We start from the raw sequence: 19309 nt of genomic DNA, 5'->3' as shown, positions 1-19309 counted from the left end.
TGCGACTGGAGCATGATCGACATCATCTCAAGCGGCAAGCGATAAGAATTGCCGTCGGGCGGAAACGAAGAGGACGATCATGTACAAGCCGGTCACAGCGCAGCCGAAACATGTCGCGGCCGAGCAGCCGGGCCTGCTGGCGCCCGATACGTCTGGCATGAACTTTTATCGCGCCGATCAGGCGCTGACGGATCTCCTGCGCATTCATCTGCCAGAGACTCTGTTCCGTCACATCGAGCCGCATCTCGATCGCCTCGGCGAATTGGCAGGTGGCCGGCTCGACGATTGCGCGCGGCTCGCCGACCGGCACACGCCGGTGCTGCACCAGCGCGACAAGTTCGGCCGCGACGTGCAGTGGATCGAATATCACCCGGCCTATCGCGAATTGGAGAACTCCGCGTTCGGCGAGTTCGGCATCCACGCGCTTTCGATCCGCAAGGGCATCATGGGCTGGCCGGATAAATATCCCGTCGTGGCCAAGCACGCCTTCACGTTCCTGTTCAACCAGACCGAATTCGGCATGGGCTGCCCGATCAACGTCACCGACGGCTGCGCAAAGCTCTTGGCGAATTTCGGCAGCGAGGCGCTGAAGGCGCAATATCTCGACGGCCTGACCCAGACCGACATGAGCAAGCTGACCCAGGGCGGCCAATTCATGACCGAAAAGGAGGGCGGCTCCGATGTCGGTACGCTGACCACGCGCGCGGTGCAGGAGGGCGACCATTGGCGCCTCCATGGCGAAAAATGGTTCTGCTCGAACGCGGATGCCAAGGTCGTGATGCTGCTGGCGCGCCCCGAAGGCGCTGGCCCCGGCACGCGCGGCGTCGGCCTGTTCCTGATGCCGCGCTTCCTCGACGACGGTTCGCAGAACCATTACCGGATCGTGCGCCTGAAGGACAAGCTCGGCACCCGCTCGATGGCCTCGGGCGAGATCAAGCTCGAAGGCGCGATCGCCTATGCGGTCGGCAAGCTCGACCGCGGCTTCGTGCAGATGGCCGAGATGGTCAATTCGTCGCGGCTCTCCAACGGCGTCAAATCCACCGCGCTGATGCGCCGCGCCTATCATGATGCGATGACGGTGGCCAAGAACCGCGTGGTGTTCGGCAAGCGCATCATCGATCTGCCGCTCGGGCGCCGGCAGATGCTGAAGATCATGCTGCCGGTCGAGCAGGCGCTGTCGATGAGCTTTCTGACCGCCGACGCGCTCGACCGCGCCGAGGCCGGCAGCCAGGATGCTGCGGCGCTGCTGCGCATCCTCACGCCGACGCTGAAATTCCGTGCCACGCGCGATGCGCGCAAGGTTTGCGGCGACGCGCTCGAGATGCGCGGCGGCATCGGCTATATCGAGGAATTCGCCACGCCCCGCCTGCTGCGCGATGCGCATCTCGGCTCGGTCTGGGAGGGCACCGGCAACATCGTCGCGATCGATGCGCTCCGTCGCGCGGTCGGCCGCCATGGCGCCGAATCCGCGCTATCAGCCGATCTGCACGCGCGGCTCGATGATAGCGTGTCGGTCCCGCAAGCCTGGCGCGACAATTTGCGCGGTCTCGTCGATCGCGCCGTCGGCTTCGCGCGCGAGGTCGCGGGGAAATCCGAGAATGAGGCCGATGCGCGGCGTGCGACCAGCCTGCTTTATCACGTGGCAAGCGCGGTCGCGCTCGCCTGGGAAGCGCATCGCATCCACGAGATGCGCGGCGATGCGCGCCGGCTGCTGCTGTCGCGGCTGGTGATCGACCATCGCGTGGCGCCGAGCGATCCGTTCCGGCTGACGGAAAATGCCGCGCAAGCGAAGATCGCAGCGCTGCTGCTCGGGGATCGCGACGCCGGCATGAGCGAGGTTGGCGAACTGGTTCTGGCAGCGTAGGCTGTACGCCACGCTCAAACCAAAAGAAGCGATAGGGAGTGCTCGATGAAGGCCGCCGTCCTCTATGAAGTCAATCAGCCGCTGGTCATCGAGGATGTCAGCCTGCCGAAGCCGGGCCCGCGCGAGGTTTTGATCCGCACGGCGGTCGCGGGCCTCTGCCACTCCGACCTGCACTTCATGGAGGGCCTGTATCCGCATCCGCTGCCCGCGGTGCTCGGGCACGAGTCCGCCGGCATCGTCGAGCAGGTCGGCTCCGATGTCACCTATGTGAAGCCGGGCGATCACGTCGTGACGTGCTTGTCGGTTTTTTGCGGCACCTGCGACAACTGTACCACGGGCCGCACCGTGCTCTGCACCGACACCACGGTGAAGATGCTGCCGGGCGCCTCGAACCGGATGCAATGGTCGAAGTCCGAGAAGCTGCATCAGTTCCTCAACCTCTCGTCCTTCGCCGAGCAGATGCTGGTGCACGAGAATGCGATCGTCAAAATCCGGAAAGAAATGCCGCTCGATCTCGCCGCGCTGATCGGCTGCGGCGTCATCACCGGCTACGGCGCGGTCGTGAACACTGCGAAGGTGACGGCCGGCGAGACCGTGGCCGTGATCGGCTGTGGCGGTGTCGGCATGGCCGCGATCAACGGCGCGCAGATCGCAGGCGCCGGACGCATCATCGCCATCGACACCAATCCGGCAAAGCTCCAGCTCGCGACCAAGCTGGGCGCGACCGACATCATCAATCCCGCCGACGGCGACGTGGTGAAGCAGGTCCGCGACCGCACCAATGGCGGCGTGCATCATTCTTTCGAGGTGCTCGGCCGCAAGGAGACCGCGGAGCAGGCTTTTGGCATGCTGGCGTCCGGCGGCACGGCCACCATCGTCGGCATGATCCCGTTCGGCCAGAAGATCGAGCTGCACGGCTTCGACTTCCTGCGCGAGCGCAGGATCCAGGGGTCATCGATGGGCTCCAACCATTTTCGCGTGGACATGCCGAGGCTGGTCGATTTCTACCTGCGCGGCAGGCTGCACCTCGAGGACTGGATCTCGGCCAAGCTGAAACTGTCGGAGATCAACGAGGGTTTTGCCAACATGAAGGCCGGCAAGACGCTGCGCAGCGTGATTGTGTTTGACAGTTGAACGCCAATGACGGTGTCATCGCCCGGCTTGACCGGGCGATCCAGTACTCCGCAGCAGGAGTTGCGTGAGCCAACTGTCGTCCCGGAGTACTGGATGCCCCGCCCCCGTGCGCAATAGCGCACTAGGCGGGGCATGACAGTGGAGTTTGTAGCCCGGATTTCGCTTCGCTCCATCCGGGCTACAACAAAAACGGGCTACAACAAAAACGGGCTACAACAAAAGCCTCACCGCGACACGTGCGCTGATACTGCGAGCCACGTCCCGTTCTTCTTCGTCCAGCAATCGGTGTACCGCCCCGTCGCCTGCTGGCCGTCGGCGGTGGTGTAGCTGGTGGCTGCGTGGATGATGGCAAAATCGTCCATGATGCGGATGATGACATCATGCGCATGCAGATTGCGGATTGCGATCGGCCGTGCCGTCTGCTCCAGGAAGGCTGCGCGGTCGACCAATGTCTTGTCGGGATTGGAGCAGAAGAACTCCGGCGCGAGGATTTCGTCGAAGCGTTTGACGTCGCAGTTCTGTACGGAGGCGACATAGTCGTGGTTGAGTGCGGTGAGCTGCTCGAGGTCCTGGCTCATGGCATTTCCCTCCCCGTCATTTCGGGCGCGCCGAGCGTGGCCCCGGAATCCCGATATTTTCTTACTCCGTCATTGCGAGGAGCGAAGCGACGAAGCAATCCAGAATCTCCCCGCGGGGACAGACTGGATTGCTTCGCTTCCGCCGTCGCTCTTCGAGCTATGGCGGACAAGTCGCTCGCAATGACGCGGCGGCATTAATCATCAAACATCTTCGGTGGCACGAACCCGCCGAACTCGCGCTCGATCAGTTCGGCGAGCTTGAGCGGCGTGCGGTCCTCCAGCCACGGGCCGACGATCTGCACGCCGATGGGCAGTCCATCAGCCGCAAAGCCCGTCGGGATCGCGGTGGAGGGCAGACCAGGGAGCGTCGCGATGCCGGGCCAGGCGAGTTGGTCGGGATAGACGTGCTCCTTGCCGTCGATCTTGATGCGGCGGGTTTCCTGGTCCGGCGAATGGTCGTGCGGATAGGCTGCTGTGGGCATGACGGGGCAGATCACAGCGTCGTACGTTTTGAACAGCTCCCGCCATTGCGCCCGTAGCCGCGTGCGTCCGGCATTTGCCGCCACCCAGTCGCGGTGGCTCAGCGCGATGCCGCGGAGCCGTTCCGCGGCCAGACTGTTGTCGCCCTCTGACAACGACGCTGCGGCCGCTTTCGCGCCGGCATAGATGTCCGGCGCGAAGGTCGAGCCGAGGAACGACATCAGCATGCGCATATAAAGCCGCGAGGAGGCCGCGAAATCCGGCAGCAGCGGGCTGCTGCGCTCGATCTTGACGCCGGCCTTGGCGAGATTGTCGGCCAGCCGGTTGATGGTGCCGCGTACCGCCGTGTCGGTCGGCATCACCGGATCGGTGTCGATCACCAGCACGCGGAAATCCCCGAATGCCGTGTGTCGCGCCGCCGGCAGCTCGAGCCGGTAGGCGAGGCCGGCGTCGATCGGATCGGGCCCGGCCATCACGTCGAGCACCAGCGAAAGGTCGGCGGCGCTGCGCGCCATCGGGCCGATCACCGAGAGATCGCGCTCGAACGGCAAAGGCGGCAACGGCGGCGGCGTATGGCCGCGCATCGCGACGAGATTGAAGGTCGGCTTGTGCGCATAGATGCCGCAATGGAACGCCGGCACGCGCAGCGAGCCGCCGATGTCGGAGCCGATCGACAGCGGGCCATAGCCCGCGGCGAGCGCAGCCGAGGAGCCGCCGGACGAGCCGCCCGGCGTGCGGCCGAGATCGTAGGGATTGTTGGTGGTGCCGTAGATGTCGTTATAGCTCTGCCAGTCGCCGAGCCCGAGCGGCACGTTGGTCTTGCCGACGATGACGGTGCCGGCGTCCTTCACCCGCGTGACCGGCAGCGAATCTTCCTTGGCAATGAAGTTTTTTTGCGCAGGAATCCCCCAGGTCGTCGGCAGGCCGGCAATGTTGTAGGATTCCTTCACCGTCATGGGCAGGCCGAGCAGCGGCTTTCTTTCGCCGCGTGCCAACGCTGCATCCGCGTCACGCGCAGCGCTCAGCGCGCGGTCGAAATCCCGGACGCAGATCGCGTTGACCTTGCCGTCGTGACGTTCGATGCGGTCGATCGCATCCTGCGTGAGCTCGACCGCGGAGACCTTCTTCGCCGTCAACGCGGCCGACAGCTCGACCGCGCTCTTGAAACTCCATTCCGATTTCGCCACGACATGCTCCTGCGCTTCCCTGAAAGGATGATGCGCAGTTTGGCCGAAAGCCGCAACCGCCGTTTGATCGCGATTGATATGCCGGTGAGGCTCGTCGGGCGGACGCCAAAAAGTCGGTGTCATCGCCCGGCTTGACCGGGCGATCCAGTACTCCGAGAGGGTTGTGATTGAAGCGATGGGCCGCGATGTACTGGATCGCCCACCTTCGCGGGCGATGACACCGAGGGTGAGGCTACGACACGGAGTGTGAGGCTGGCTGCCTACGCCGCCCCGATCAATATCCCCACCGCCAGCACGATCGCGCCGCCGAGCACGATCTGGAACACGGCCTGGAGGAACGGGGTGTCCATGTAGCGCGCGCGGATGAAGGCGATTGCCCACAATTCGAAGAAGACGACGACGCCGGCTACTCCCGTCGCGATCCAGAATGCGTTCGGCCAGCTGTCTGGGACGAGATAGGGCAGGGTGTGGCCGAGCCCGCCGAGCGTCGTCATCGCGCCGCAGGTGATGCCGCGCAGCCATGGCGAGCCGCGCCCGGTGAGCGAGCCGTCGTCGGACAGCGCCTCCGCAAAGCCCATGCTGATGCCGGCGCCGATCGAGGCGGCGAGGCCGACCAGAAACGTCTGCCAGTTCTGGTGGGTGGCGAAAGCTGCGGCGAACAGCGGCGCCAGCGTCGAGACCGATCCGTCCATCAGGCCGGCAAGGCCCGGCTGCACATATTGCAGCACGAACATCCGCCGTCGCGTGCGGTCTTCCTCGGCGCGCACGTCCGGCTTCAGGATTTCGTCGGTGAGCGCGACGGCGCGGTTCTCGTGATGCTTTTCCTCCTCGGCGAGATCGCCGAGCAGGCGGCGCACGCCGACATCCTCGGCCTGCTCGGCGGCCCGCGCGTAGAAGCGCTCGGCCTCAAGCTCCATGGTCTCGACCTCTTTGCGGATTGTATCGAGCGGTAGGTTCTTGGTCAGCCAGATCGGGCGGCGGCGCAAAAAGCCTTTGACGTCCTCGCGACGGATCGGCGGCAGATGCGCCCCGAAACGCTCCTCGTAAAGTTTTAGCAGGCGATGCCGGTGGCCGCGTTCCTCCTCGGCCATCTCCTCGAAGATTTTTGCCGTGTCCGGGTAACGTTCCCTCAGATCCTCGGCGAAGGTCATGTAGATGCGACTGTCCTGCTCCTCGGAGGAAATCGCGACCGCAAGCACCTCGCGCTCGGTCAGTTCGGCAAAACTCTTCACGGCGACCCTGTTCGATAGTTTAGAATTATTCTAAACTATATAGGGCGCGCCGGTTCCCGGGTCAAATCAGGCGGCTTTTGCAAGGAACTCGAGCAGCAAGCGGTTCACCTCGACCGGCTGTTCCTGCTGCACCCAATGACCTGCGCCGTCGACGAGATGGCAGCCGAGCATCTTCGTGCAGCCGCGCCCCTGCATCGCTTCGAACACGCCGGGGCGCTGATAGGTGCCCCAATCCTGTTTGCCCGAGATGAAGCAAGAGGGCACGTCGATGCTGCGGCCCGCAAACAGCTGCATTTCGCTGTTGAGCATGCCGGACGTCCCGTAGCGGTACCATTGCAAGCCCCCCTGGAATCCGGTGCGGCCGTACTCGGCGCTGTAATAGGCGAGGTCGCTGTCCGGCAGCCATTGGTTGGCGGCGATTGCGGCGGGCGAGGGCATCTCCTTCGCAACCGTCTCCGCCATGGTCTCGCCGGCGTCCATCACGTAGTAGGTCGGCAGTTTTGCGAGCTCGCCCGCGGACCACGACGTCAGCGGATAAGGCTTGTTGTCGGTCCAGTCCGCACTCTTGTGGTGATAGTAGGCGCGCAGGAAATCGTGCACGCCCTGCGGGGCGTGCTGCATGTCGGCGTTGGCCGGGCGCGTCGCGTAATACCATTGATAGTGTTTGCGCGGGCGCGGCAGCGCGCCGAGTTCGCGATGCACGGGGTCTTCCGCGGGCGGCTTTGCCGGACTGTCGACCGTGCCAAACGGTAGCGGCGGCGCTCCGCCGAACGGCGCGCTCATCAGCGTCACCGAGCGAAACACGTCGGGCCGGATCAGGGCGCACCAGGCCGCGACCGGGCTGCCGAAATCATGCCCGGCGAGATCGACCTGCCGGTAGCCGAACGCCGACACCAGGGCGAGCGCGTCGCGCACCAGGTTGAGGAGCGAGAACGGCGTGAGATCGCCGTCGTAATCGGCGGTCCATCCCGTGGTGCGGCCATAGCCGCGCTGGTCCGGCGCGATCACGTGATAGCCGGCCGCGGCCAGCGCCGGCATCACCTTGCGCCAGGAGAAGGCGAGCTCCGGAAAGCCGTGCAGCAAGAGGATGCAGGGCCGGCCCTTGGTCTCGAACCCGGCTTCCAGCACATGCATGCGCAAGCCATTGATGCCGTCGACATAACGCGAGCGGATGCCGGCGGGGAGAGGGACGTCGGGGAGCGTTGTCATTGCTTTCTCCACACGGGTGGAATCGTAGGGTGGGCAAAGCGGAGCGTGCCCACCATGCCAAACACGTTAAGGAATGGTGGGCACGGCGCGCGAAGCGCGCGCCTTTGCCCGCCCTACGGCATCGCGGCTAAATCAAACCGCCGCACACACGAACGCGCTGCCCCTGCGCCTGATCTTCCCGATCGACGGCGAGGGGAAATGCGCGGTGCAGCACAGCGTGTCGGTGTCGCAATAGCGCTCCAGAAAGCCGCGGCGCGTTTTCGCCGCCGCGGCCGGGTCGGCGTCGAACTTGATCGACAGCTCCGGATAGAGCGTCTGCAATGGCGAATGCATGAGGTCGCCGGAGAACACAGCGTCGTCCTTGCCGCGGCCCATCGCGATGGCGATATGGCCGGGCGTGTGGCCCGGCGTCGGCACGATGCGGACGTGGTCGCCGATCTGGTGATCATTGCCGACCAGCTCGTGGCGCCTGGCCTCGACCACCGGCAGCACGCTGTCGGCGAAGGGGGGGATCTCCGTCTTGGCATTCTCCGCGAACCAGTGGTCGTATTCCTGCCTGGCGATGACGTAGCGCGCCCTCGGGAAGGTCGGCACCCAGCGGCCGTTCTCCAGCCGCGTGTTCCAGCCGACGTGATCGACATGCAGATGCGTGCACATCACGAAGTCGATGTCGTCGACAGAGAATCCGGCGGCGTTGAGTCCGCGCATATAGGTGTCGTCGGACTTCATGTTCCATTTCGGACGATTGGGGCGCGGCTTGTCGTTGCCGATGCAGCTATCGATCAGAATGGTGTGGTGCGGCGTCTTCACCACATAGGACTGGAAGCACAGGAGCAGCACATCCTGCTCGTCCAGTGCCTTGGCCTGCCGCATCCAGTCCCGGTTTTCGGCCAGGACCTCGGGCGTCAGTCCCGGCAGCATCTCCAGGGCCGGGACAAATGAAGTCTCCTGCTCGATGACGCGATGGATGGTGAGATCGCCGACCGCGTATTTCAGGCTCATGAGAACTCCCGCTGTACCGCATGATCCGGAAAAGTGTGCAGCGGTTTTCCGACAAGATCATGCTCAAACAACAACCCTAAAGCGCGATGATCTTCATCGTGCTTTAGGCGGCTGGAGGCACCGAGATCTTGACGGACGGGCGCTCCAGCATCTTCTGGTGGAAGGCGTCGAGTTTCGGATAGGCCTTGCGCCAGCCGCAATCGGCGAAGCGGAAGTCGGCATAGCCGAGCACGCAAACGAGGCCGATCTGCGAGATGTCGAACGGGCCGTTCAAAACTTCGGGCATGTTCTCGAAGCGCGCCATGCCGGTCCAGGCCCGGTTCCAGTGGTCTTCCGACCACGCCTGCCATTGCAGGCCCTGCGGCCGCACCATCTTCTCGTAGCGGCACAGCAGCATGGAATCGAGCATGCCGTTGATCAGCGAGTGATTGGTCTTGGCCTTCCAGCGCCGCGGGCCGTAATCGGGGATCAGGCTGCCGCCGGCCATCTCGTTGAGATATTCGACGATCACGTAGGAATCCAGAATGACGTCGCCGTCATTGGTGATCAGCACCGGCAGCTTCTTCAGCGGCGTGATGCGCGAATAGTCCTCATTGACCGTGCCCGGCGCGACGGTCGCGGGTGTCAGCTCGATCTTGTCGATCAGCCCGAGCTCGATCGCGGCGATGCGCACCTTGCGGGCGAAGGGCGAGGCGGCGGAGAAGGAGAGTTTCATGGAAAATGTCCTACGCGGTGACCGGCAGTTGGCTATCGTCATTGCGAGCGAAGCGAAGCAATCCAGTCTGTCTCCGTGGAAATAGTCTGGATTGCTTCGTCGCTTTGCTCCTCGCAATGACGGGGGAGAGCGGAGGCCTTACGCCGCCACGATCTCCTGGCGCTGCTCGCCGAGGCCTTCGATGCCGAGCGTGACGACGTCGCCGACATTGAGGAAGGTCGGCGGCTTCATGCCGAGGCCGACGCCGGGCGGGGTGCCGGTGGTGATGATGTCGCCCGGCAGCAAGGTCATGAACTGCGATACGTAGGAGACGCATTTGGCCATGGAGAAGATCATGGTCTGGGTCGAGCCGGTCTGGCGGCGCTGGCCGTTGACGTCGAGCCACATCGACAGGTTCTGCACGTCCTTGATCTCGTCCTTGGTCGCGAGCCACGGCCCGACCGGGCCGAAGGTGTCGTGCGACTTGCCCTTGGTCCACTGGCCCAGGCGCTCGGTCTGGAAGTGGCGCTCGGAGACGTCGTTGCAGACGCAATAGCCGGCGACGTAGTTCAGCGCATCGGCTTCCGAGACATACTTGGCGCGGGTGCCGATGATGGCGGCGATCTCGACTTCCCAGTCGAGCTTGGTCGAGCCACGCGGCTTCTCGACCGCATCGTTCGGGCCGGACAGCGAGGTGTTGGCCTTCATGAAGATGATCGGCTCGGTCGGGATCGCGGCGCCGGTTTCCTTGGCGTGGTCGCTGTAGTTGAGGCCGATGGCGACGAATTTCGAGATACCGGTGACAGGCGCGCCGAAGCGCGGCTTGCCGGAGACGACAGGCAGGGAGGCCGGGTCAAGGCCCGCCAGCTTCTTCAGGGATTCCGGGGAATAGGCCTCGCCGGTCAGGTCCTTCACATGCGCCGACAGGTCGCGCAATTGGCCGGATTTGTCGATCAGGCCGGGCTTTTCCGCACCCTTTTCGCCATAACGAACAAGCTTCATTCTCGTTTCTCCCTGGAGATTGACCGGTCGGTTAAATAGCTTCATGGAACAGGGCGGCGGGAAATTCAACCGCTCAAAACGGGGCGCATTGCAGCCCTTCCTTTGTAGGGTGGGCAAAGGTGCGGAGCGCCGTGCCCACGAATTCTTTTTGATGGCCCGGTATGGTGGGCACGCGGAGCCTGTCATCGGGCGCGCATTCGCGCGACCCGGTGGCTTTGCCCACCCTACGATTGCAGTGCCACAAATTTGAACGCGTCCCCGTCCCGCTTGATGTGCCCGGCCGAGAAATGGCCGCCGATCACCAGCGTCGGGGTATCGGCAAAGCGCGAGAACACCTTGTGGCGGGTTGCCGCCGATTGGGCGGTATCGGTGTCGACGACCGAGCACCAGTCGAGATGCGCCATCTGGCAGGGGTGATGGGCGACGTCGCCGCTGAGCAACCCTTGTTCGCCGCCGGATTCGATCAGGACGCTCATATGCCCGGGGCTGTGGCCGGGGGTCGGGATCACGCTGATCTCCTCGCAGAGCCGATGATCGCTCGGGATCAACTCGGCCAGGCCCGCATCGACGACCGGCTTCACGGAATCGTTGAACACCGCGATCTTGTCCGGCTCGGCCGTATAGTCACGCCAATAGTCATACTCGGTCTTGCCAAACAGGTAGCGCGCGTTGGGGAAAGTCGGCACCCATTTGCCATCGACCAGCTTCGTGTTCCAGCCGACATGATCGACATGAAGATGCGTGCACAGCACGGTGTCGATGCTGTCAGGCGGAAAGCCCGCTTCCGTCATGGTCTCCAGAAACGGCGTGCTGCGGTTATTCCAGACCGGGACGCCGCGGCCCTGCTTGTCGTTGCCAAGGCCGGTGTCGACCACGATGCGGCGCGTCGGCGTCTCCACCACCAGCGAGTGGATCGACATTTTCAGCCGGCCCTCCTCGGTGGCGAAATGCGGGATCAGCCAGGGCAGCTTCTGGATCTCGTCATTGGTCGCGGCCGGCAGGATGAAGCGGGTCGAGCCGACCGTCTCCATTTCCACGATCTTGGTGATTTTGACCTTGCCCACGGTCCACGGCATGCGGCGATCCCAATTTTCTTGCTTTCGCGAAAGATGCGGCCTTCCGCCGTCGAACGCAATGGATCATCTGTCGCGATGTTGCGTTATCGGGGGAACCCCGAGACAGCCAGAGAGAGCGACGATGCCAGAGCTTGCCATTTCCGCCGAGAAGGTCGCCTTCATCATCGAGAAGGCCCGCGAATTCGACGTCAAGGAGGCGGCGTCCGCCCCTGACTCGGGCTCCAATCCCTCTGATGATGATGAGATCGACGTGCTCGAGGACACGAATTCCGACCCGGTCGCAGCCGAGCTGTCCGGGTTCATCCGCGCGCTGAACGAGGACGAGCAGCTCGACCTCGTCACGCTGATGTGGCTTGGCCGCGGCGATGGCGAATTGGAGGAGTGGGACGATCTGCGTGCCCGCGCCGCCGAGGCCCGCGGTGAATACAAGAACCCGCGTCGCGAAACGGTGCAATACCTGCTGGGCGAGCCGATGCTGGGCGATCTGCTCGCCGATGGCATGGACGAGCTCGGCATAGATTGGACCGACGAGCGGACCACGCCGGTATCCTAAGTCGTCACCGCGCGCAGTCGACGATCACGGTGCCGAGCTTGTCGCCCTTCTCGACCGCGAGATGGGCCTGCGCCGTATCCGACAGCGCGAACTGCGCCGCGACGTTGTGAATGCGCGGTCCCGCCGCCAGCCATTTCGTGATGTCGGCCTGCGCCGCCGAAAGCAGCGCCGGCGGCAGCGCGAACAGCACCAGCGTGCGTAGCGTGATGCACTTTTCCATCAGCTCGCGCATCGGGACAACCGGCGTGCGGTTGCCGTTGGTGGCGTAGACCGCGATCGTCGAATTGACCGCCATCAACCTCAAGGTGGTCGCGATGTTGCCGCCGAAATCGATATCGACCACGCGATCGACGCCACGTCCGCCGGTCAACGCCATCGCCTTGGCGACGACGTCCTCGTCCCTGTAATTGACCACGAGGTCGGCGCCCGCGCGCCGGGCCTGCTCGCCCTTCATCGCCGAGCTGACCGTCGCGATCACCTGCGCGCCGCCCCATTTGGCGAACTGCACGGCATAGTGGCCAACCGCGCCGGCGCCGCCGGTGACAAGCACGGTCTTGCCGACGATCGGCCCATCCGCAAACAGGCTGCACCACGCGGTCATCGCGGGGATGCCGAGCGTTGCACCTTCCGCAAAGGAAAGATGATCCGGCAGCGGCGTCACCAGCCGCTCGGCGAGCGCGATATATTCGGCCGCCGTGCCGAAGGCGCGGCCGTTGCGCTGGCCGTTGAACAGCCAGACCCGGTCGCCGACCTTGAAGCGCGTCACGCCGTCGCCGATCTGGTCGACGAAACCCGCGCCGTCGCTATTCGGAATGACGCGCTCATATTCCATGGCGCGATAGCTGCCGCCGCGCCGGCCCACATCGGCCGGATTCGCGCCGGAGGCCTCCAGGCGAATGCGAACCTCGCCTGGGCCTGCGACCGGCGTCGCCATCTCACCATAGGTGAGGACGTCCGCCGCCGGTCCCGTTTGCTCGTACCAGACCGCCCTCACAGCGTGCCGGGGAAGGCACCACCATCGAGCAAAATGTTCTGGCCCGTGATGAAGCCGGCCTTGGCGCCGCAGAGGAAGGCGCAGGCATAGCCGAACTCGTCGGGCTGGCCGAAGCGGCCGGCGGGGTTGAGCTTGGCGCGCTCGGCCAGGATCTGCTCCGGCGTCGTGCCGCGCTTGTCGGCCTCGGCCTTTGCGGTGCCGGTCAGGCGGTCGGTCTCGAACGGGCCCGGCAACAGGCCGTTGATGGTGACGTTGTTGATCACGGTCTTGCGCGACAGGCCGGCGATGAACCCGGTGAGGCCGGCGCGCGCGCCGTTGGAGAGACCGAGGATGTCGATCGGCGCCTTCACCGCGGCCGAGGTGATGTTGACGATGCGGCCGAACTTGCGCGCCATCATGCCGTCGACGGTCGACTTGATCAGCTCGATCGGCGTGAGCATGTTGGCGTCGATTGCCTTGATCCAGTCGTCGCGGGTCCAGTTGCGGAAATCGCCGGGCGGCGGGCCGCCGGCATTGTTGATGAGGATATCCGGCTCGGGGCAGGCCTTCAGCACGGCCTCGCGGCCGGCAGGCGTCGTGATGTCGCCGACGATCTCGGTGACTTTCACGCCCGGATAGGCCTTGCGGATGTCGTCGGCCGTCTTCTTCAGGGCTTCGGCGCCGCGTGCGGTCAGCGTGACGTCAACGCCGGCTTCCGCCAGCGAGATGGCGCAGGCGCGGCCGAGGCCCTTGCTGGATGCGCAGACGATGGCGCGGCGACCTTTGATCCCAAGATCCACTGTTTCACTCCCGTAATGTCAGGCAGGTTTTGGACGGGTCGCACTCTAGCCAATCGTGGCGCCGCTGATAAGGGAGGGGGCCGCGTCAAAATGCATGGCGCGGTCGCGCGGCGATGCAAATGTGCGGGCATGATCCGGAAAAGTGTGCCGCGGTTATCCGAAAAGATCATGCCGAGACAATAAGCTAGATGCGCCGTTCCTGCTTGAGGCGGTCGATCGCCGCGGCGGCCTCCGGCGGCAATGTCTTGAAGCCCATCTTGCCGGCCGCCGAGAACAGCGGCCGCAGATGCGAACCGGCGAGGAATGGCGGCTGCCGGTTGGCCGGCACGATCTGGTCGAACACCAGCACCAGCGTGGTAGCGACGAGGCCGACCCTGACGGCGCCGAGTGCGGCGCCGGCGAGCCGGTCGCCGATTCCGGCTTCGCGTATCGTGTCGTTCAGCGCGAGGCGGCCGATATATCCAAGGAGCATGCCGACGACCACGAAGATGCAGAAGAACCAGATCCAGTTTTGCAGCAGCGGCGCGTTCGGATTGGCCGCAACCTGCGGCACGATCAGCGGCATCAGCCCGACGGCGATGGGAGCGGCCAGGAGATAGGCGAGGATGGTCATGGCGCTGCCGAGCAGGCCGGTCCTGAAACCGAAGCCGATCGCGACGGCGAGTGCCGCATAGACCGCGAGATCGAAACTGTTCATGAGCGTCAGGCCTGCCTCGATGGAACGCTAGCGTCGATGGAACGAATGAACGCCGGACCGATCATTCCGGTTTCAGATCGTTAAAATCGTCTGTATTGATGGCTCCAAAGCTCAGGGAAATCGCTCAAGGCAAGCGTCATGTCAGACTTATTCGACGTCAGTCAAGAAACCATCCTTGTGACGGGCGCGAGCCAGGGGCTGGGGCGGCAATTTGCCCGGGTTCTGGCGGCCCATGGCGCAGCCGTCGCGCTCGCCGCGCGGCAGACCGACAAGCTGAAGAGCCTGGAGGAGGAGATCCGCGGCAAGGGTGGCCGCGCTGCCGCGGTCGCGCTCGACGTCACCGACATGTCATCGATCGCCAAGGCCGTGGATGCCACGGAAGCCGCGCTCGGTCCGATCACCGTGCTGATCAACAATGCCGGCATCGCCATCGAGAAGCTCGCGACCGAACAGACCGAATCCGATTGGGACGCCGTGATCGGCGCCAATTTGAAAGGCGCTTATTTCCTCGCGACCGAAGTCGCGCGCCGCATGATCGCGCGCAAGCAGGAAGGCAACATCGTCAACATCGCTTCCGTGCTCGGCACCGGCGTGCTGAAGGCGGTGTCGCCCTATGCGATCTCCAAGGCCGGCATCCTCCAGGCGACCAGGGCGATGGCGCTGGAGCTCGCAGGCCAGAACATCCGGATCAACGCGCTGGCGCCAGGTTATATCGATACCGAAATGAATCACGCCTTCTGGTCGACGCCCGCGGGCGAGAGATTGGCCAAACGCATCCCGCAGCGCCGCGTCGGCGCAGAGTCCGATCTCGATGGCGCGATCCTGCTGCCGGCGTCACAGGCGTCGCGGTATATGACGGGGAGCGTGATCACCGTCGATGGCGGCTTCCTGCTGAATTGAGGCTAGCGCGCGGCGACGCGTGCAGCCGAGGGGCCAGCAGGATGGCCACGATCTGGACGATGAGCAATCCGCCGGTGATGCCGGCGAGGCGCTCGATGCCGGGAATGATGCTCGACGGCGGCCCCGATCCCTGCACCATTGTCATGATGAACACGACCGCGCCCTGCGTGCCGACATAGCCGATATCGCGCGCGCTCGCCTGCACATGCGCGCCGATCCAGACGCCGATGGCAAGCGCAGCAAGCCAGGGCAGAAAGTTCTCGAACGAGACGACCAGCACCGCGAGGCCGGCGAGGCCGCCGATCAGGCAGCCGAGAATGCGATGCGTGCCGCGCGCAGTGATGCTTTCGCGATTTGCGGCATTGTCGTCGGACAGCACCGGCACGGCCATCACGGCCGCGACTGTGATCGCAGCCTGCGAGAAGCTCGGCAATTGCAGCCAGCTCCAGGCCAGTGGCACCAGCATCACGCCGAGCCCCGCGCGCATGGCATGCTGGGTCGAAGCCCATTGCGCGCCGAGGAGATCGGACCAGCCGGGTGCTTGCGGACGCGGCGGCGCATGATCCTCGCGCGGCGACAGAAGGTGCGAGACGAGAATGGCAGCGAGCGTGCCGATCGTCACCTCGGCCGTGCGGTTGCAGGCAACCGATAGCGCCGAGGTTGGATCGTCGAGCGTTGCAAGCAGCACCATGTCGCAGGTGACGGCGCCAAGAAGCCAGGCATAACCATGGAGGCTGACTTGCAGGCCGAGCACGCCGATGCTGCTCGCGACGAACAGCGCGAGGCTGAGCGCGACCTGGTCCTCGATCAGCCACGGGCTGAGGAGCAGGCCTGCGGCAGCACCGATCGCCGTGCCGATAATGCGTAGGGCGCCGCGTCGCAAGGACGCAGGCGCTGTCACCTGGGTCGAGACGAAGGCACTGATCGCTGCCCACCATGGTGCGTCCACCCGCAGCGCGAGCGCGACGGCCACAGCGAGCGTGACAGCGAGTGCAACCCGGTTGCAATGATGGCTGCGTGAGCCGGCCAGATCGATCTCCAGCAACTCCTGCCGCAATGCAGAGATCGCTCGTGCGGCGGCTCCGCTCATGGCAGCACGACCACCCTTGCGTCGGCTCCCATATAGAGCTTCAGGTCGGACGGTGGATCGACCAATGTCAGTGTCACGGGGAAGCGGCGCTTGAGGCGGATCCAGTCGGTGGTCGGCGCCACATAGTTCAGGAGCCGATTGGGTACGGCTTCACGGCTGATGCCACGGGCGATTCCCGCCACCCTGGCGCGCCGCAGATGCCAGGGATTCGAGTCGAGCGATACCCAGGCCGTGCTGCCCACGGTGAAGCCGCGAATGTAGCTCTCCTTGAAATTGGCGACGATGCGCCAGGCTCGGGCATCGACGATGCCGATCAGGGGCACGTCGGCCTGTGCGGTGTCGCCGACGCGCAGGCTGAGGGATGTGACCGTGCCGCTGGTCGGCGCCGCCAGCTTGGTGCGGGCGAGCTGCCACTCCGCGAGCGCGAGTGCCGCGACCGCGCGGGCTTCGGTCGCCTGATGCATGGACAGAGTGGCCTCTGCTGCCGCGACCGACTCCTGCGCAGCGTCGCGTGCTGCATCGGCCCGTCGCAACGTATCGCTGGCCTGGTCGAGCGCGACGCGGGACACATCCTGGGCCGAGGCCAGGGTCGTCAGGCGCTTTTCGTTCTCGCGCGCAAAATCCGCAGCCGAGCTCGCGGCCGCCAGCGCGTCCCGTGTCGAGGCGATGCGGTGCTGGTCGGAGGCGATCTGCGCGCGGGCCTCGGCAAGATCGGCGCGCCGCTGATCGACGGCGAGCTGGAAAGGTACCGGATCGATGCTGGCGAGCAGGTCGCCTTCTGCGACGTCCTGATTGTCGGCGACGTCCACGGCAATGATGCGCCCCGTCACCTGAGGCGCGAGCGCGATCAGGTCGGACTGCACATAGGCGTCGTCGGTGAAGGCGACGAACGACGATATCACCTCATAGGCAACGAAAAGCGCCAGCGCGATCGCCGCCGCAAGTCCGACCCGTCGTCCACGCGTCATGTCAGGCAAGCTCCAGGGCTACGGCGCGCATCGATGTCTCCGGGCTGGATCAGCAGTCTATCCCGGCCTGTTGTCGCTCGAAAAGTCCGTTCGCTAAAGCGCGATGAGATTGGGACGAATCGTCATCGCGCTTTAGGTTGTTGTTTGAGCATGATCTTTTCGGAAAACCGCTGCGCACTTTTCCGGATCATGCTTTAGTTCGCCCGCATCTCCGCACCGATCATATCCGCCGCCTTCTCCCCGATCATGATCGTCGGCGCGTTGGTGTTGCCGCCGATCAGCGTCGGCATGATCGAGGCGTCGACGACGCGCAAGCCTTCGATGCCGTGCACCTTCAGCTTCGGATCGACCACGGCCATCGCATCGGTGCCCATCTTGCAGGTGCCGACGGGGTGATAGACGGTGTCGACGCGATTGCGCAGGATGGCGCGGATGTCGTCGTCCGTTCTCACATCCGACGTGAACATGTCCTTCTTCTGCAACGCGCGCAGCGCGGGCGTCTCCATCAGCCGCCGCGTGGTCTTGAAGCCCGCGACCATCGACTCGAGATCTTCCGCCTCGCCCAGAAAGTTCGGATCGATCATGGGGGCAGCGAGCGGATCGGCGCTTTTCAGCCATACGCTGCCGCGGCTCTTTGGTCTGAGCAGGCAGACATGGCACGAGAAGCCCGCCTCCTTGTGCTTCTTGCGGCCGTGGTCGTCGAGCATCGCGATGACGAAGTGCAGCTGGATGTCCGGCACATCGAGGTCGGGGCTGGTCTTCAGAAAGCCGCCACACTCCGCGAAATTGGTGGTCATCAGGCCGCGTCGCTCCCTGCGGTATCGCTGGATCGCGCGGAGCAGGGATGGCAGCCGTCCCAGTGACGCGTGAACGAAGTGCGGATAGTCGGAAGCATAGACGAACACGAAATCCGGATGGTCCTGCAAATTGCGCCCGACGCCCGGCAGATGATGCGTGACGCCGAGGCCGTGCGTACGAAGCGCCTCGCCGTCGCCGATGCCCGACAGCATCAATAGCTGCGGCGACTGGAAGGCGCCGCCGGCGAGGATCACCTCGCGGCGGGCACGCAGCTGCTTGGTCTGCTTGCCCTGCACATATTCGATGCCGACCGCGCGCCCGCCCTCGAACAGGATTTTCGTGGCCTGCGCCCCCGTCTCGACGCGCAGCTTCGCGCGCTTGTCCATGTGGGGCTGCAGATAGGCGCGCGCCGCGCTCCAGCGCTCGCCACGGCGCTGCGTCACCTGGTAGCTGCCGAGCCCTTCTTGGTCCTCACCATTGAAGTCCTCGCGGATGCGGAACTGCGCTTCGCGCGCGGCCTGGTGGAAGACGTCATGGATCGGATTGTCCGAGCGCAGTCTGTTGACATGCAGCGGGCCGCCCTTGCCGTGATACTCGCCGTCGAAATCGGAATTGTTCTCCGAGCGTTTGAAATAGGGCAGCACGTCGGCGTACGACCAGCCGGCATTGCCGAGCGAGGCCCAGTGGTCGTAGTCCGATTTGTGGCCGCGGATGTAGACCATGGCGTTGATCGCCGAGGAGCCGCCGAGGCCTTTGCCGCGCGGTTGATAGCCGATGCGGCCGTTCAATCCCTTCTGCGGCACGGTATCGAAGGCCCAGTTGGCCGCGCTGTACGGCAAAGCGAGCCCGAATGGCGTGGTGATCCGCCAATTGTCGTTCCGTCCGCCGGCATCGAGCAGCGCCACGGATGTCGCCGCATCCTCCGACAGCCGCCCGGCCACCGTGCAGCCGCCGGAGCCCGCGCCCACAACGACGAAGTCGAATGTGTCAGTCACTGATGTTTCCCCCTCTGCATTTTCTTCTCGTCATTGCGAGCGTAGCGAAGCAATCCAGAATCTCGCCGCGGAGACAG

The 19309-nt window shown here is 64.7% G+C and carries 18 protein-coding genes; 4 read left to right on the top strand and 14 right to left on the bottom strand.

Annotated elements, in window-relative coordinates:
* Window positions 1–79 precede the first annotated feature (79 nt).
* Window positions 80–1864 (top strand): acyl-CoA dehydrogenase family protein, encoded by a 1785-nt coding sequence (locus BJ6T_RS40990; protein WP_014498406.1) that lies wholly within the window; start codon window positions 80–82, stop codon window positions 1862–1864.
* A 45-nt stretch (window positions 1865–1909) separates the two neighbouring features.
* On the top strand, window positions 1910–2998 hold the full coding sequence (locus tag BJ6T_RS40985) for a Zn-dependent alcohol dehydrogenase (protein ID WP_014498405.1): 1089 nt from the start codon (window positions 1910–1912) through the stop codon (window positions 2996–2998).
* A gap of 224 nt (window positions 2999–3222) precedes the next feature.
* Here BJ6T_RS40985 and BJ6T_RS40980 read toward each other — a convergent pair whose 3' ends face one another.
* The 8 genes from BJ6T_RS40980 to BJ6T_RS40945 form a co-directional block, all read right to left on the bottom strand.
* Window positions 3223–3576, bottom strand: a complete 354-nt coding sequence (locus tag BJ6T_RS40980; RefSeq protein ID WP_014498404.1) for a nuclear transport factor 2 family protein — start codon at window positions 3574–3576, stop codon at window positions 3223–3225.
* A gap of 194 nt (window positions 3577–3770) precedes the next feature.
* Entirely contained in the window at window positions 3771–5243 is a 1473-nt protein-coding gene (locus BJ6T_RS40975; RefSeq protein ID WP_014498403.1) for an amidase, read from the bottom strand.
* Between the two features lie 260 nt (window positions 5244–5503).
* Window positions 5504–6475 carry an iron exporter MbfA gene (mbfA, locus tag BJ6T_RS40970; RefSeq protein WP_014498402.1) on the bottom strand — a complete coding sequence of 324 codons (972 nt, stop codon included), beginning with the start codon at window positions 6473–6475 and terminating at the stop codon, window positions 5504–5506.
* 66 nt (window positions 6476–6541) lie between these two features.
* A complete protein-coding gene (locus BJ6T_RS40965; protein ID WP_014498401.1) occupies window positions 6542–7684 on the bottom strand; it encodes an alpha/beta hydrolase in 1143 nt (380 codons plus the stop codon).
* Window positions 7685–7816: 132 nt separating this feature from the next.
* Window positions 7817–8686: an MBL fold metallo-hydrolase gene (locus BJ6T_RS40960; protein ID WP_014498400.1), complete on the bottom strand. Its 870-nt coding sequence runs from the start codon at window positions 8684–8686 to the stop codon at window positions 7817–7819.
* A 103-nt stretch (window positions 8687–8789) separates the two neighbouring features.
* A complete protein-coding gene (locus tag BJ6T_RS40955; RefSeq protein WP_014498399.1) occupies window positions 8790–9401 on the bottom strand; it encodes a glutathione S-transferase family protein in 612 nt (203 codons plus the stop codon).
* Window positions 9402–9539: 138 nt separating this feature from the next.
* The gene (locus BJ6T_RS40950; RefSeq protein ID WP_014498398.1) at window positions 9540–10382 is read right to left on the bottom strand and encodes a fumarylacetoacetate hydrolase family protein; all 843 of its coding nucleotides are present in this window, start codon (window positions 10380–10382) and stop codon (window positions 9540–9542) included.
* Between the two features lie 224 nt (window positions 10383–10606).
* Complete coding sequence (locus tag BJ6T_RS40945) at window positions 10607–11458, bottom strand: MBL fold metallo-hydrolase (protein ID WP_014498397.1); 852 nt, start codon at window positions 11456–11458, stop codon at window positions 10607–10609.
* Between the two features lie 121 nt (window positions 11459–11579).
* Here BJ6T_RS40945 and BJ6T_RS40940 point away from each other — a divergent pair, with 121 nt between their 5' ends.
* Complete coding sequence (locus BJ6T_RS40940; RefSeq protein WP_014498396.1) at window positions 11580–12011, top strand: DUF3775 domain-containing protein; 432 nt, start codon at window positions 11580–11582, stop codon at window positions 12009–12011.
* 4 nt (window positions 12012–12015) lie between these two features.
* Here the strand turns inward: BJ6T_RS40940 and BJ6T_RS40935 are convergent, their stop codons facing one another.
* The 3 genes from BJ6T_RS40935 to BJ6T_RS40925 form a co-directional block, all read right to left on the bottom strand.
* Complete coding sequence (locus BJ6T_RS40935; protein ID WP_014498395.1) at window positions 12016–13005, bottom strand: NADPH:quinone reductase; 990 nt, start codon at window positions 13003–13005, stop codon at window positions 12016–12018.
* Window positions 13002–13784 (bottom strand): SDR family oxidoreductase, encoded by a 783-nt coding sequence (locus BJ6T_RS40930; RefSeq protein ID WP_014498394.1) that lies wholly within the window; start codon window positions 13782–13784, stop codon window positions 13002–13004. Before BJ6T_RS40930 ends, BJ6T_RS40935 begins: the two co-directional genes overlap by 4 nt.
* Window positions 13785–13968: 184 nt before the next feature.
* A complete protein-coding gene (locus BJ6T_RS40925) occupies window positions 13969–14481 on the bottom strand; it encodes a CvpA family protein (protein ID WP_014498393.1) in 513 nt (170 codons plus the stop codon).
* 138 nt (window positions 14482–14619) lie between these two features.
* Here BJ6T_RS40925 and BJ6T_RS40920 point away from each other — a divergent pair, with 138 nt between their 5' ends.
* Window positions 14620–15381, top strand: coding sequence for an SDR family NAD(P)-dependent oxidoreductase (locus BJ6T_RS40920; RefSeq protein WP_014498392.1), 762 nt, complete (start codon window positions 14620–14622; stop codon window positions 15379–15381).
* Here the strand turns inward: BJ6T_RS40920 and BJ6T_RS40915 are convergent.
* The 3 genes from BJ6T_RS40915 to BJ6T_RS40905 all read right to left on the bottom strand — a co-directional run bounded on the left by BJ6T_RS40915 (window position 15350) and on the right by BJ6T_RS40905 (window position 19232).
* The gene (locus BJ6T_RS40915; RefSeq protein ID WP_014498391.1) at window positions 15350–16471 is read right to left on the bottom strand and encodes an FUSC family protein; all 1122 of its coding nucleotides are present in this window, start codon (window positions 16469–16471) and stop codon (window positions 15350–15352) included. The genes BJ6T_RS40920 and BJ6T_RS40915 overlap by 32 nt on opposite strands.
* Window positions 16468–17439 (bottom strand): HlyD family secretion protein, encoded by a 972-nt coding sequence (locus BJ6T_RS40910; RefSeq protein WP_014498390.1) that lies wholly within the window; start codon window positions 17437–17439, stop codon window positions 16468–16470. The genes BJ6T_RS40915 and BJ6T_RS40910 overlap by 4 nt, the downstream gene beginning before the upstream one ends.
* A 194-nt stretch (window positions 17440–17633) precedes the next feature.
* Window positions 17634–19232 carry a GMC family oxidoreductase gene (locus BJ6T_RS40905; RefSeq protein ID WP_014498389.1) on the bottom strand — a complete coding sequence of 533 codons (1599 nt, stop codon included), beginning with the start codon at window positions 19230–19232 and terminating at the stop codon, window positions 17634–17636.
* Between the last annotated feature and the right edge of the window lie 77 nt (window positions 19233–19309).

The sequence above is a fragment of the Bradyrhizobium japonicum USDA 6 genome (assembly GCF_000284375.1).
Classification (GTDB): domain Bacteria; phylum Pseudomonadota; class Alphaproteobacteria; order Rhizobiales; family Xanthobacteraceae; genus Bradyrhizobium; species Bradyrhizobium japonicum.
This window is presented reverse-complemented; position numbering and strand designations above follow the sequence as displayed.